Consider the following 14314-nt stretch of genomic DNA (forward strand, 5'->3'; position numbering starts at 1 on the left):
CCCGCTCGGGACCCGGCTGCCTCAGACCGCCGGCACGCACCTGCCGTCCTCCGTGCGATAGGTCCACTTCGCGCCGTCCCGCACGAGCTCCTTCACGGCCCGCACGAACCGCTCGACGTGCTCGTCCGGCGTACCGGCCCCGAAACTGACCCGGATCGCGTTCAGCGAACGCTCGCCCGACTCGGCCTCCGGGGCGCCGCATTCGCCCTGGTCGGCCGGGTCGCTGCCGAGCAGCGTGCGGACCAGCGGGTGCGCGCAGAAGAGTCCGTCGCGGACGCCGATGCCGTACTCGGCCGAGAGCGCGGCGGCGAAGTGGGAGCTGTTCCAGCCGTCCACGACGAACGAGAGGACACCGACGCGCGGCGCGTCCTCCCCGAAGAGCGACAGCAGACGCACCTCGGGCACCTCGGCGAGGCCCTCGCGGACCCGGGCGACGAGGTACTGCTCGCGCGCGACCAGCGCCTCGAACCCGGCCTCCTTCAGCGCCTTGCAGGCGGAGGCGATGGAGTAGACGCCGATGACGTTCGGCGAGCCGGCTTCGTGGCGGGCGGCGGTGGTGTGCCATTCCACGTCCACGCCGCCGTCCGTGCGCCGCGCGACCTTGCGCGAGGCGCCGCCCCCGGCGAGGTACGGCTCGGCCTCCCGCAGCCAGTCGGCCCGCCCGGCGAGCACACCGGAGCCGAACGGTGCGTACAGCTTGTGCCCGGAGAACGCGACCCAGTCGACGTCCAACTCCCGTACGGAGACCGGGTGGTGCGGGGCGAGCTGTGCCGCGTCGAGGACGATGCGGGCGCCGTGGGCATGCGCCGCGGCGGCGAGCTCACGTACCGGCCAGAGCTCGCCGGTGACGTTGGAGGCGCCGGTCACGCAGACCAGCGCCGGCCCGTACGGGTCTCGCCCGGCGAGCGCCGACTCCAGGGTGCGCACCGCCTCGCCGGGCGTGCGCGGGGCGTTCAGGTAGGTCACCCGCGCGCCCCTCCAGGGCAGCAGCGAGGCGTGGTGCTCGGTCTCGAAGACGAAGACCTCGCAGTCGGCGGGGACGACCTGGGCGAGGAGGTTGAGCGAGTCCGTCGTCGAGCGGGTGAAGACGACCTGGTCGTCGACGCGGCAGTCGAGGAACTCGTGGACGGTCGCCCGGCTGCTCTCGAACAGGTCCGTGGACAGCTGCGAGAGGTACCCGGCGCCGCGGTGGACGCTGCCGTAGTAGGGGGCGTACGCGGCGACGTCGTCCCACACGCGCTGGAGGGCGGGGGCGCTGGCGGCGTAGTCGAGGGCGGCGTAGGTGACTTCGCCGCCGGTGACGAGGGGCACGGTGACGTCCCGGCCGAGCACCGGGAGCGGGGCGGCGCAGCAGGGGTCGGTGGACTCGGCGGTCCCGACCGCGGTCTCAACTGCGGTGGCGGCGACGGGAATCGTGGCGGTGACGACGGTGGCGGCGACGGTGTGCGGGCGCACGGACATGGCGGTATCTCCTGGCGAATGAAGGCTGGGGGTGCCTCCCAGGCGCAGCTCTCGGGGAGGCTGTGAACAACCCGCACGGGGGGGGCGCGCAACGGCCGCATCGCGTACGGGGTGGGGAAGGGGGGCCGACAGCCCCTAGCGCATTCGCTTGCTCACGAGAGAGCTCCCTTGAGGACCAGGACCCCAGGGATTCGAGGGGTCCGCGCTTGCCGCAGACCTCGCTGCCTGCGGCCTGGTCTTCACCCGGGGCACCCCGCCACGGACGGAGGGTTGCCGGACAGCGGGCCGGGGCCGTAATCGCTGTCACTCATGACCTTGGAAAGCATCCTGCCATACGTTCCGGAACGCGCAAGGCGCAGTCCGTCATCCGGACTGCGCCCCGCGTCACAGCACTAGGTCGTGTCTGACACATGGCGCCGTCCGCCCGCAGGGCGGGGTGCGCGACGTCCGGTGCGTGCAATCGCAAGGCGGAGCATCAACCTCGTACTGGACGTACTCGGATGACTCCGACAACACAGCGTGGGGGCACCTCCCGTGCCCGAAGGGCTACGGGGGTGGGGGCACCTCCCAGGCGCGAGCTCTGGGGGAGCGTGCCGGACGCCGCGCACCAGGCGGGATTTGTCAGACACGGCCTAGCGATTGCTCGCCGCCACCCAGCGGTCCAGAGCGCGCTTCGCCGCGCCCGAGTCGATGGACTCCGCCGCCTGCGCCATTCCGGACCTGAGCCGGTCGACCAGGTCGCCCTCGCCGTCCCCCAGCGCGGCGAGCGCGGCCGCCGAGTTCAGCAGCACCGCGTCCCGCACCGGTCCGGCCTCACCGGCGAGGAGCCTGCGGGCCACATCCGCGTTGTACGAGGCGTCCGCGCCGCGCAGCGCCTCCACCGGGACCAGCTCGATACCGACGTCCCGCGGGTCGAAGGACTCCTCGCGCACCGCGCCGTCGCGCACCACCCACACCCGGGAGGTGGCGGTCGTGGTCAGCTCGTCGAGTCCGTCGTCCCCGCGGAAGACCAGCGCGCTGGAGCCGCGCTCGGCCAGCACCCCGGCCATGATGGGCGCCATCCTGGCGTCGGCGACACCAGTGGCCTGCGCCTTGACCCGGGCGGGATTGGTGAGCGGGCCCAGGAAATTGAACGTCGTACGGATGCCGAGTTCCTTGCGCGCCGCCGCCACGTGCCGAAGGGCGGGGTGGAACTTCACGGCGAAGCAGAAGGTGATCCCCGCTTCCTCCGCGACCTCCGCGACCCGCTGCGGCGTCAGCTCCAGATTGACGCCGAGCTTCTCCAGGACGTCGGAGGCGCCGCTCGCGCTGGACGCCGCACGGTTGCCGTGCTTGACGACCTTCGCACCGGTGCCGGCGACGACGATCGCCGACATGGTCGAGATGTTGACGGTCTTGGCGCCGTCGCCGCCCGTCCCCACGATGTCGACGGTCTTCCCCGGCACCTCGATCGTCCTGGCGTGCTCGTACATCGTCCGTACGAGCCCGGCGATCTCCTCGACGGTCTCCCCCTTGGCGCGCAGGGCGACGGCGAATCCCGCGATCTGCGCGTCGGTGGCCTCGCCCCGCAGGATCCGGTCCATCGCCCAGGCGGTGGCGTCCGCGCTCTGGTCGCGTCCGTACAGCAGGGAGTCCAGTACCGCGGGCCAGGAACGGCCCGCCGCGGTAGTGCCTCCTGCGGGGGTCACAGCGCTCATGGTCGCTCCTGGTTCCGTACGTATGGGATGCCTCCACCCTATCGACCCCCGGGGACGGCGAAGAGCCCCGTCCGGCGAATGGACGGGGCTCCAGCCGTGGCGATTCAGCTCATCGCGACCGGGATCAGTGGTGGCCGTGGCCGCTCGTGATCTCCTGGTACTCCTCCGCCGTCGGCTTCGGGATCTGGTTCCCCTCGCCGAAGTAGCCCTTGCTGAGCTTGGACCGGAGCTTCTCTCCGAGCTTGACCTTGCGTTCGACACCGTGCTCGTCGACCGTCGGGCCGATCTCGACCGGCTGGTACTGCTCGTGCGCCGTGAGCTTGAACCGGTCGCCCTGGCTGAGCGGCTCGTGGATCTCGACGAACTCACCGTGCGGCAGCCGCTTGATGATGCCGGACTCGCGCCCGTGCAGCACCTTGTCATGGTCGCGCCGCTGCAGACCCAGGCAGATCCGCTTGGTGGCGATGAACGCGATGACGGGGCCCGCGATGGCGAAGATCCGGACGAACCAGGTGATCGAGTTGATCGACAGATGGAAGTGGGTCGCCCAGAGGTCGTTTCCACCACCGATCAGCATGATCATGTAGAAGGTCACCCACGCGACACCGAACGCGGTACGGGTCGGCGCGTTGCGCGGCCGGTCCGCGATGTGGTGCTCCCGCTTGTCGCCGGTGATCCAGGCTTCGATGAACGGGTACGCCGCCAGCAGCGCGAGCACGACACCGAAGAGCACCAGCGGGATGAACACGCCCAGGACCAGGGTGTGGCCCCAGAGGTTGATCTCCCAGCCCGGCATGAAGCGGATCAGACCCTCGGCGAAGCCCATGTACCAGTCGGGCTGGGCGCCGGTGGACACATGGTCCGGCCGGTAGGGGCCCATCGCCCAGATCGGGTTGATCTGCGCGATGGCGGCGATGACCGCGATGACACCGAAGACCAGGAAGAAGAAGCCGCCGGCCTTGGCCATGTAGATCGGCAGCAGCGGCATGCCGACGACGTTCTTGTTGGTCCGGCCGGGGCCCGCGAACTGCGTGTGCTTGTGGAAGAAGACCAGGATCAGGTGCGCCACCAGCAGACCGAGCATGATGCCCGGCAGCAGCAGGATGTGGATCGAGTAGAACCGGGCGACGAAGTCGCCGCCGGGGAACTCGCCGCCGAACAGGAACATCGAGATGTACGTGCCGACGATCGGCGTGGACAGGATCGCGCCCTGCGTAAAGCGGACACCGGTGCCGGAGAGCAGGTCGTCCGGGAGCGAGTAGCCGGTGAAACCGGTGAACATGCCGAGGACGAACAGCAGGAAGCCGAACAGCCAGTTGACCTCGCGCGGCTTGCGGAAGGCGCCGGTGAAGAAGACGCGCATCATGTGCACGAACATCGCCGCGAGGAAGATCAGGGCCGCCCAGTGGTGGATCTGCCGGATCAGCAGACCACCGCGGACGTCGAAGCTGATGTCCAGCGTGGAGGCGTACGCCTCCGACATCAGGACGCCCTGCATCGGGACGTACGTGCCGTGGTACTCCACCTCGTTCATCGACGGGTGGAAGAACAGCGTCAGGTACACACCCGTGAGGATGATGATGATGAAGCTGTAGAGCGCGACCTCACCCAGCATGAAGGACCAGTGGTCCGGGAAGATCTTGCGCATGTTGGCCTTGGCCAGGGAGTAGACCCCGAGCCGGCCGTCAGCCCAGTCGGCGATCCGCTCGCCGGCGGGCGCCTTGCGCCTGTTGTCGTCGTTGGTGCTCATCCGCGCTCCCAGAAGGCAGGGCCGACAGGCTCCGCGAAGTCGCCGAGCGCCTCGAGGAAGCCCTCGTCATTCACGCCGATCCGCAGCTGCGGCAGGGCGTGTCCGGCCGGGCCGAAGATGACGCGGGCGCCGTCGGAGAGGTCGAAGGTGGACTGGTGGCACGGGCAGAGGACGTGGTGCGTCTGCTGCTCGTACAGGGAGATCGGGCATCCGACGTGGGTGCAGATCTTCGAGTACGCCACGATGCCGTCGTGCGACCAGGAGAGCTCGCGCTTGTCCTTGATCTCGTCCGGCTGGATCCGGACGATCATCAGGGCGGCCTTCGCGATCTCCGTCTGGAAGCTGTGGTCGTGCTCGTTCAGGCCCTCGGGCATGGCGAAGGTCAGCGAACCGACGGCGATGTCCTCGGGACGGAGCGGCTCGTTCGTGTTCATGTTGATGAGCTGCTTGCCCTTGGCCCACAGCGTGTGGCGCAGCTTCTCCTCGGGCAGCGGCCCGAGGTCGCGCAGCAGCATCACACCGGAGAGCGGGACCATGGCGAGCGCGCCGAACATGGTGTTGCGGAGCAGCTTGCGGCGGCCGAAGCCGGACTCCTCGGCACCGGCCGCGAAGTCGGCCATGACCTTGGCGCGGACCTCGGGCTCGGCCGCGATCGGGTGGCGCTCGTCGGCGATCTCCACGTCGGACATCAGGGTGCGGGCCCAGTGGACCGCGCCCGCGCCGATGCAGAACAGCGCGACGCCGAGCGTCATACCGAGCGCGAAGTTCAGCGCGCTCACATGGCCGAACGGCCAGATGTAGACGATCTTGTCGACCGGGAAGATCACGTACGAGGCGATGAAGCCGATCGTGGCCAGCATCGACAGCGTGAACATGAAGGCGACGGCGCGCTCGGAGCGCTTGGCGGCCCGCTCGTCGATGTCCTGGATACGCGGCTTGTGCGGCGGCAGCCCGGGGTCCGCGAACGGATCCTCCTTGACGGCTACCGCTCCGCGCTCGTGCTCCTGCTCTGCCGGCAGGGACTCTTCTGGAATGTCTTGGCTACTCATGACTTCTTGGCCTTAGCGGTGTGGGCCGCGACCCAGATGGCGACTGCGATCAGGGCGCCCAGACCGAAGATCCAGGCGAAGAGACCTTCGGTGACGGGACCGAGGCTGCCCAGGCTCAGTCCGCCGGGGTTCTCCGTGTCCTCGCCGTTGACGGTCTTGATGTACGCGATGATGTCCCTCTTCTCCTGCTCCGGCATGGTGCCGTCGCCGAAGGAGGGCATGTTCTGCGGGCCGGTCTGCATGGCCTCGTAGATGTGCTTGTCGCTCACGCCTTCGAGGTTCGGCGCGTACTTGCCGTGCGTGAGGGCGCCGCCCTCGCCGGTGAAGTTGTGGCACTGGGCGCAGTTGTTGCGGAAGAGCTCGCCACCGTTGGCGATGTCGGCGCCTTCCAGGCTGTACTGCTTCTCGGTCGGCGTGACCGGGCCCGGCCCGAGCGAGGCGATGTACGCCGCGAGCTGGTCGATCTCGGCCTGCGAGTAGATGTTCTTCTTCTTCGGCACCTGGGCGCCCGGCTGCTGTGCGGGCATACGGCCGGTGCCGACCTGGAAGTCCACGGCGGCCGAGCCGACGCCGATCAGGGACGGACCGTCGGAGGTGCCCTGACCGCCGGTTCCGTGGCAGCTGGCGCAGCCGACGGTGTAGAGCTTCTTGCCCTCCTCGATGGCGAGGGACTGGGCGGTTTCATCGGCCTGTGCCTTGTCCGCGGGTGCGAACGCGGCATACAGCCCCCCGGTGGCCGCCAGCGCGAGGAGTAGGACGACGACCGCCGCCAGCGGATGGCGTCGTCGTGCGGAGAGCTTTTTCACGGATTACCCCGGTGTCAGGATCTTCTGCGTCGATGCTTCTGGAATGGTGCGGGTACGGGCCCGGCTACTTGATCATGTAGATCGTGGCGAAGAGGCCGATCCAGACGACATCGACGAAGTGCCAGTAGTAGGACACGACGATGGCGGCGGTTGCCTGCTCGTGGGTGAACCTCCGGGCCGCGTACGTCCTGCCGAGAACGAGCAGGAAGGCGATGAGACCGCCCGTCACGTGCAGACCGTGGAAGCCGGTGGTCAGGTAGAAGACCGAGCCGTAGGGGTCGGACGAGAGCGAGAGGCCCTCGTGCTTGACCAGCTCGGTGTACTCGAACACCTGGCCGCCGATGAAGATCGCACCCATCACGAACGTGATCACGAACCAGGTACGCAGCTTCTTCACATCACCGCGCTCGGCGGCGAAGACGCCGAGCTGGCAGGTGAGGGAGGAGAGCACCAGGATCGTGGTGTTGGTGGCCGAGAACGGGAAGTTCAGGGCCGAAGCCTGCTCTGCCCAGTACTCGGCACCCATCACCGATCGCAGGGTGAAGTACATCGCGAAGAGGGCCGCGAAGAACATCAGCTCGGAACTCAGCCAGATGATGGTTCCGACGCTGGTGAGGTTCGGCCGATTGACCGACGGGTGCGCGTGCCCGGTTTCTACTGTCGTTGCTGTCGCCACGACCGACATTATGTCGGTCGCTTATCCAGCCCTCACTCCCGGGGGTGCCGTTCGGTGTGTCCGTACCCCGTGTCCAGCCCGAACGGCCCATCGAAAGCGTTGCCTTTGCCGTGCCGAACCGGTGCTGACATCGCGTCGGGAGGGGTAGCATCCGGCGCATCGGTGCACCCCGCAGTTCTCCTTGACGAACCGGAGGAACAATGCAGTCGACCGCCACGGTGCTGGTGTACAGCGACAACGCCAACACCCGCGAACAGGTGCGGCTCGCCACGGGCCGCCGCCCGGCCGCCGACGTTCCCCCGGTCGAGTTCATCGAGTGCGCGACGCTGCCCGCGGTCCTCTCGGAGCTGGACAAGGGCGGCATCGACGTCTGCGTACTGGACGGCGAGGCGGTCCCGGCCGGCGGCATGGGCGTCTGCCGGCAGATCAAGGACGAGATCTTCCGCTGCCCGCCGGTGCTGGTGCTCATGGGACGCCCGCAGGACGCCTGGCTGGCCACCTGGAGCCGGGCGGACGCGGCGGTGACGCTCCCGGTCGAGCCGGTGGAGTTCGCGGAGGCTCTGGCCGCCCTGATCCGCACCCGCCTGGGCGCCAACCACTGAGGCCGACGGGGGCGCCGGCCTCCGCGCCGCTCACACCCTGGGCAGGAGCCGTACCGTCTCGGGGGCGCCGTCGCCTCCGACGGCCGGCAGCGAGCTGCCGGTCAGCCACTTGTCCCAGGACAGGTTCCAGTCGCCGAATCCGTTGCCGAACGGATCCATCGTGCTGCCCAGGCTGTTGACGACCTTGACTATGTCGCCCTCGCGCACGGTGTTGAAGAACCATTCGGCGTTGCCGGTCGACATCCCGGTGCAGCCGTGGCTGACGTTGGCCCAGCCCTGGGAGCCCGCGGACCAGGGCGCCGCGTGGACGTACTCACCGCTCCAGGTGACGCGTGTCGCGTAGTAGACGGGCAGGTCGTACGATTCGGAGCTGCCCTCGGGTATGCCGATGCTGGTACCGCGCATGCGGACGAAGTACTCCTTGCCGAGCACGACCTTGACGCCGTTGCGGGTGGAGAAGCCCGGCTTGCCGGTGGTCACCGGAATGGTGTTGATCACGTCTCCGTTGCGCAGCACCGTCATCTGGTGCGTGGCGGCATCCGTTATGGCCTCTATTCGGTCGCCTATGGACAGCTTGAGGGGCTTCACGGCGCCCCCGTACAGCCTGTCGCCGATCCTGACGCCCTCCAGGGTGCTGACCACCTCCACGGTGGCGCCCGCGGGCCAGTACTCCATCGGGCGGTAGTGCAGCTTCTTGTCGTCCACCCAGTGCCAGGAGCCGTCCACCCGCGGGCTGGACCGCACGGTCAGCGAGCGCTCTATGGCGGCCCTGGCCGCGGCGTCCGTCACCGGGGCGCTGAGCTCGGCGGTGAGCGGCTGGCCCACGCCGTAGGTGCCGGCCTTGGGGCCCAGTTCGACGCCTATGTGGTGCTGTGCCGCCGCCGTCTCGAAAGTCTGGGTACGGATCCCGGGGGCGCCCTTGCCGTCCTCCGTGGCGACCTTGACGGTGTAGCGCGTACCGGCGGCAAGAGGGCCCGTGGAGCGCCATCTGCTGCCGTCGGCGGTGAGTTCGCCCGCCAGATACCGGCCGGACGTGTCCACGGCCGTGACATCCGTGATGCGGCCTTCCTTGCCCTTGGCGATGACTTCCAGGGGTTTGTCGAGGGCGGCCTTCGCGCTCCCGGAAGGCGCGTTGAGGGAGACCTGCTTCGCCGCGTCGTACGGCCTCGCCGACAGCGGGTGGCTCGCCGGGCCGTCACAAGCGGCCGTCGCCGCCGCGAGGGACATGACCAGTACGGTGCAGCTGGCTATGGCGCGCTTGCGCGGTATGTCGTTCATGAGTACACGCTATGGACAACGCCCTCCGGCGTCGCGCCGGGTGACTGCAAACGAGGGGCCCGGAGCTCACCCTTTCGGGTCAGCGTCCGGGCCCCTGCGCCGTGCTGAGCGGTGTGCTCGTTACTGGTTCTGGTTCTCGCCGCGGTAGTACTCGAAGACCCAGCCCCAGACGCCGACCAGGATCAGCGGGGCCGAGAAGTACAGCAGCCACCAGCCGATCGCGATCGCGAGGAAGGCCAGGGCGCCGCCGATGGCCAGCGACAGCGGCTGCCAGCTGTGCGGGGAGAAGAAGCCGACCTCACCGGCCTCGTCCGCGACGTCGGCCTCCTTGTCGTCCTGCGCCATGGCGTCGACACGCCTGGCCGTGAAGGCCAGGTAGTAGCCGATCATGACCGCGAGTCCGAACGCCAGGAAGAGCGCCGTCGTACCGGCCGGCTCCTTCGACCACACGCCGTAGAGCACGGCCATGGCCAGGATGAAGACGCTCAGCCAGAGGAACATCTTGCCCTGGATCTTCACTTGCCGGCCTCCTTGTCACCGGTGATGGCACCGTGACCGGCGTGCTCGAGCTGGTCGAGGGCCGCGATCTCCGGGTGGTGCAGATCGAACGCCGGGGATTCGGAGCGGATCCTCGGCAGGGTGAGGAAGTTATGGCGCGGCGGCGGGCACGAAGTCGCCCATTCGAGTGAACGGCCGTAACCCCACGGGTCGTCGACCTCGACCTTCTTGCCGTACTTGGCGGTCTTCCACACGTTGTAGAGGAACGGCAGGATCGACAGGCCCAGCAGGAACGAGCTGATCGTGGAGATGGTGTTCAGGGCGGTGAAGCCGTCGGCCGCGAGATAGTCCGCGTACCGCCGCGGCATGCCCTCGGCCCCCAGCCAGTGCTGGACGAGGAAGGTGCCGTGGAAGCCGATGAACAGCGTCCAGAAGGTGATCTTGCCGAGCCGCTCGTCCAGCATCTTGCCGGTGAACTTCGGCCACCAGAAGTGGAATCCGGCGAACATCGCGAAGACCACGGTGCCGAAGACGACGTAGTGGAAGTGCGCGACAACGAAGTACGAGTCGGAGACGTGGAAGTCCATCGGGGGCGAGGCCAGGATGACGCCGGTCAGACCACCGAAGGTGAAGGTGATCAGGAAGCCGATCGTCCAGAGCATCGGGTTCTCGAAGGACAACGACCCCTTCCACATGGTGCCGATCCAGTTGAAGAACTTCACACCGGTCGGTACCGCGATCAGGAAGGTCATGAAGGAGAAGAACGGCAGTAGCACCCCGCCGGTGACGTACATGTGGTGGGCCCACACGGTCACGGACAGACCGGCGATCGCGATGGTCGCCGCGATCAGGCCGATGTAACCGAACATCGGCTTGCGGCTGAAGACCGGAATGATCTCCGAGACGATGCCGAAGAACGGCAGGGCGATGATGTACACCTCTGGATGGCCGAAGAACCAGAAGAGGTGTTGCCACAACAAGGCGCCGCCGTTGGCGGAGTCGAAGATGTGGGCGCCGAACTTGCGGTCCGCCTCCAGGGCGAACAGCGCCGCGGCCAGCACCGGGAAGGCCAGCAGGACCAGCACACCGGTGAGCAGCACGTTCCAGGTGAAGATCGGCATGCGGAACATCGTCATGCCGGGCGCGCGCATGCAGATGATCGTGGTGATGAAGTTGACCGAACCGAGGATCGTGCCGAAGCCGGAGAAGGCCAGACCCATGATCCACATGTCGGCGCCGACACCCGGCGAACGGACCGCGTCCGACAGCGGGGAGTAGGCGAACCAGCCGAAGTCGGCCGCACCTTGCGGGGTGAGGAAGCCGGCCACCGCGATGATCGAGCCGAAGAGGTACAGCCAGTACGCGAACATGTTCAGCCGCGGGAACGCCACGTCGGGCGCGCCGATCTGCAGCGGCATGATCCAGTTCGCGAATCCGGCGAACAGCGGCGTCGCGAACATCAGCAGCATGATCGTGCCGTGCATCGTGAACGCCTGGTTGAACTGCTCGTTCGACATGATCTGCGTGCCGGGCCGGGCCAGCTCGGCGCGCATGAACAGCGCCAGGAGTCCGCCGATGCAGAAGAAGACGAACGACGTGACCAGGTAGAGCGTACCGATGGTCTTGTGGTCGGTGGTGGTCAGCCACTTCACCACCACACTGCCGGGCTGCCTGCGCCGGACCGGGATCTCGTTCTCGTACGAGTCTTCAGCCGTCGCGGCACCCTGAGGTTCGTTGAGGATGCTCACAGTTGGTTCTTCTCCGCATTCCGGGCCGGGTCCGACTGCTGAATGCCCGACGGGATGAAGCCGGTCTGCCCCTTCTCGGCGAGCTCCTTCAGGTACTGCTGGTAGCGCTCCGGGGAGACGACCTTCACGTTGAAGAGCATCCGGGAGTGGTCGACACCGCAGAGTTCGGCGCACTTGCCGAGGAAGGTGCCCTCCTGGGAAGGCGTCACCTCGAAGACGTTGGTGTGACCGGGGATGACGTCCTGCTTGAAGAGGAAGGGGACGACCCAGAAGGAGTGGATGACATCACGGGAGGTCAGGATGAACCGGACCTTCTGGCCCTTCGGCAGCCACAGGGTCGGACCGGGGTTCCCCGTCTGCGGGTTCCTGTCACCCGGGATGCCGGCGTCGTAGACGCCCTCGGCACCCGCCGGGAAGTCGTTGTTGTACTGGTCCGGAATCGCGTTCAGTTCCTTCTGGGCCTGAGCGTCGCCGGTGGCGGGGTTGCCGTCCACGTCCTCGAGGTAGTTGAAGCCCCAGCTCCACTGGTAGCCGACCACGTTGATGGTGTGGGCCGGCTTGTCGGAGAGGGCGAGGAGCTTCGACTCATCCCGCGCGGTGAAGTAGAAGAGCACCGAGACGATGATGAGCGGAACCACGGTGTACAGCGCCTCGATGGGCATGTTGTACCGCGTCTGCGGGGGAACCTCGATCTTGGTGCGGCTGCGCCTGTGGAAGATGACGCTCCACAGGATCAGACCCCATACCAGCACGCCCACGGCGAGGGCGGCCGCCCAGGAGCCCTGCCAGAGGGAGAGGATCCGCGGAGCCTCTTCCGTGACGGGGGTGGGCATACCAAGGCGGGGGAAGTCCTTGTATGTGCAACCGGTGGCGGTTGCCAGGATCAGGCCCGCAGTCAGCACCTGCGGCAGCTTCCGCCGCATCGGGCGCCGCGACGTGGGGGTACCACCCGCGCCTTGGCTGCGGGGGAGGTCGGAGCCGTTGGGACTCACGTAGCGCCTTCCCGAGAGTCTCGCCCGCGCGGCCGGCTGCGGCCGTCTCGCTGGTCGGTCGCCGGCCCTGACGCGGGCAGGGGTTTGGATGTTTATGCGGACCAAACCCTACTGGACGCAATTTGGGGTCGCGCGGGGAGGGTGCCCAACGCGCCGCCGGACGACCCGAAGGGGTGGACTCACCTGTTCTGAGCGCTCGGTTCGCCTCCAGGGCGCTCAGTCCCTGTCGACGGTCGATCGTGCTCGGTCCTTCGTTCCTCAGGACCTGTGCGCGTTCTCCCTTTCGACAGCGACGCCCCCCTTCGGCTCACTCGCCGCAGGCGCGTCCGGAGTGAGGTCGGCTCCGACCGGCCGCGTTAGCGTGGCAGCGTGCCCTACTTCGACGCCGCTTCGTCCGCTCCGCTCCATCCGGTCGCCCGGCAGGCCCTCCAGGCCGCCCTCGACGAGGGCTGGGCCGATCCCGCCCGGCTCTACCGCGAGGGACGGCGCGCGCGGATGCTCCTGGACGCGGCGCGGGAGACGGCTGCGGCGGCCGTGGGGTGCCGCCCGGACGAGCTCGTTTTCACCTCTTCGGGCACCCGCGCCGTCCACGCGGGCATCGCCGGCGCGATGGCGGGCCGTCGGCGCGTCGGCGGCCATCTCGTCGTCTCCGCGGTGGAGCACTCGGCGGTGCTGCACGCGGCGGAGGGCCTCGCGGCCACCGAGGTGCCGGTGGCCCGCACCGGCGCGGTCGACCCGGCCGCCTTCGGCGCGGCACTGCGCGACGACACGGCGCTGGCCTGCCTCCAGTCCGCCAACCACGAGGTGGGCACGGAGCAGCCGGTCGCCGAGGTCGCCGCCGTGTGCCGAACGACAGGGGTGCCGCTGCTCGTCGACGCGGCGCAGTCGCTGGCGTGGGGCCCGGTCGACGGTGACTGGTCCCTGCTGGCGGCGAGCGCCCACAAATGGGGCGGACCGGCAGGGGTCGGACTGCTCGTCGTGCGCAAAGGCGTCCGATTCTCGTCCCAAGGCCCGGCGGACGAACGGGAGTCGGGGCGCGCGCCCGGCTTCGAGAACATCCCGGCGATCGTGGCGGCGGCGGCGTCGCTGCGGGCCGTACGGGACGAGGCGTCGGCCGAGTCCGCCCGGCTGCGGGGGCTGGTGGACCGGATCCGGACCCGGGTCCCGGAGCTGGTGCCGGATGTCGAGGTGGTCGGCGACCCGGTGCGGCGGCTGCCGCATCTCGTCACCTTCTCCTGTCTCTATGTCGACGGGGAGACAGTGCTGCACGAGCTGGACCGTGCCGGGTTCTCCGTCTCGTCGGGTTCGTCGTGCACAAGCTCGACGCTGACCCCGAGCCATGTGCTGCGGGCGATGGGGGTGCTGAGCGAGGGCAATGTGCGCGTGTCGCTGCCGCTGGGCACGTCGGAGGCGGAGGTGGACCGCTTCCTGGAGGTCCTGCCGGGGGTCGTCGCCGACGTCCGCCGCCGCCTCGACGCACCGGCGCCCGCCGTGCCCGCAGTGCCCGCAGTGCCCTCCCCCGCGCCCGGCTCCCTCGTCGTGGACTCCCTGGGCAAGCGCTGCCCCATCCCCGTGATCGAGCTGGCGAAGGTCATCGGGGATGTGCCGGTGGGCGGCACGGTGACGGTGCTGTCCGACGACGAGGCGGCGCGGCTGGACATCCCGGCCTGGTGCGAGATGCGGGACCAGGAGTACGTGGGGGAACAGCCCGCGGAGCGGGGCACGGCGTACGTGGTGCGGCGGCGCGGCTGAAACGC

General features: G+C 68.7%; 12 protein-coding genes and 1 riboswitch. Of the genes, 2 read left to right on the forward strand and 10 right to left on the reverse strand.

Features of this window, described 5'->3' with window-relative positions:
- Positions 1-21 precede the first annotated feature (21 nt).
- The 6 genes from KK483_RS08515 to KK483_RS08540 all read right to left on the reverse strand — a co-directional run bounded on the left by KK483_RS08515 (position 22) and on the right by KK483_RS08540 (position 7448).
- Complete coding sequence (locus KK483_RS08515; protein ID WP_262004599.1) at positions 22-1461, reverse strand: aminotransferase class V-fold PLP-dependent enzyme; 1440 nt, start codon at positions 1459-1461, stop codon at positions 22-24.
- A 197-nt stretch (positions 1462-1658) separates the two neighbouring features.
- Positions 1659-1776, reverse strand: a riboswitch (SAM riboswitch).
- A 317-nt stretch (positions 1777-2093) separates the two neighbouring features.
- Complete coding sequence (trpD, locus tag KK483_RS08520) at positions 2094-3158, reverse strand: anthranilate phosphoribosyltransferase (RefSeq protein WP_262004600.1); 1065 nt, start codon at positions 3156-3158, stop codon at positions 2094-2096.
- 124 nt (positions 3159-3282) lie between these two features.
- A complete protein-coding gene (locus tag KK483_RS08525) occupies positions 3283-4908 on the reverse strand; it encodes a cytochrome bc complex cytochrome b subunit (protein WP_262004601.1) in 1626 nt (541 codons plus the stop codon).
- Entirely contained in the window at positions 4905-5957 is a 1053-nt protein-coding gene (locus tag KK483_RS08530; RefSeq protein WP_262004602.1) for a ubiquinol-cytochrome c reductase iron-sulfur subunit, read from the reverse strand. Before KK483_RS08530 ends, KK483_RS08525 begins: the two co-directional genes overlap by 4 nt.
- Positions 5954-6763: a c-type cytochrome gene (locus tag KK483_RS08535; protein ID WP_262004603.1), complete on the reverse strand. Its 810-nt coding sequence runs from the start codon at positions 6761-6763 to the stop codon at positions 5954-5956. Before KK483_RS08535 ends, KK483_RS08530 begins: the two co-directional genes overlap by 4 nt.
- Before the next feature lie 64 nt (positions 6764-6827).
- A complete protein-coding gene (locus KK483_RS08540) occupies positions 6828-7448 on the reverse strand; it encodes a heme-copper oxidase subunit III (RefSeq protein ID WP_242334695.1) in 621 nt (206 codons plus the stop codon).
- A gap of 191 nt (positions 7449-7639) precedes the next feature.
- Between KK483_RS08540 and KK483_RS08545 the strand changes: the two genes are divergently transcribed.
- On the forward strand, positions 7640-8041 hold the full coding sequence (locus KK483_RS08545) for a hypothetical protein (RefSeq protein ID WP_262004604.1): 402 nt from the start codon (positions 7640-7642) through the stop codon (positions 8039-8041).
- 30 nt (positions 8042-8071) lie between these two features.
- Here the strand turns inward: KK483_RS08545 and KK483_RS08550 are convergent, their stop codons facing one another.
- The 4 genes from KK483_RS08550 to coxB all read right to left on the reverse strand — a co-directional run bounded on the left by KK483_RS08550 (position 8072) and on the right by coxB (position 12557).
- Positions 8072-9319 carry an Ig-like domain-containing protein gene (locus tag KK483_RS08550; protein WP_262004605.1) on the reverse strand — a complete coding sequence of 416 codons (1248 nt, stop codon included), beginning with the start codon at positions 9317-9319 and terminating at the stop codon, positions 8072-8074.
- Positions 9320-9439: 120 nt separating this feature from the next.
- Positions 9440-9838 (reverse strand): cytochrome c oxidase subunit 4, encoded by a 399-nt coding sequence (locus KK483_RS08555; RefSeq protein ID WP_262004606.1) that lies wholly within the window; start codon positions 9836-9838, stop codon positions 9440-9442.
- Positions 9835-11565: a cytochrome c oxidase subunit I gene (gene ctaD / locus KK483_RS08560; protein WP_262004607.1), complete on the reverse strand. Its 1731-nt coding sequence runs from the start codon at positions 11563-11565 to the stop codon at positions 9835-9837. Before ctaD ends, KK483_RS08555 begins: the two co-directional genes overlap by 4 nt.
- A complete protein-coding gene (gene coxB / locus KK483_RS08565; RefSeq protein WP_399013713.1) occupies positions 11562-12557 on the reverse strand; it encodes a cytochrome c oxidase subunit II in 996 nt (331 codons plus the stop codon). Before coxB ends, ctaD begins: the two co-directional genes overlap by 4 nt.
- A 369-nt stretch (positions 12558-12926) precedes the next feature.
- Here coxB and KK483_RS08570 point away from each other — a divergent pair, with 369 nt between their 5' ends.
- Positions 12927-14309, forward strand: a complete 1383-nt coding sequence (locus KK483_RS08570; RefSeq protein WP_262004608.1) for a cysteine desulfurase/sulfurtransferase TusA family protein — start codon at positions 12927-12929, stop codon at positions 14307-14309.
- Positions 14310-14314 lie beyond the last annotated feature (5 nt).

The sequence above is a fragment of the Streptomyces sp. FIT100 genome (assembly GCF_024584805.1).
Taxonomy (GTDB): Bacteria; Actinomycetota; Actinomycetes; order Streptomycetales; family Streptomycetaceae; genus Streptomyces.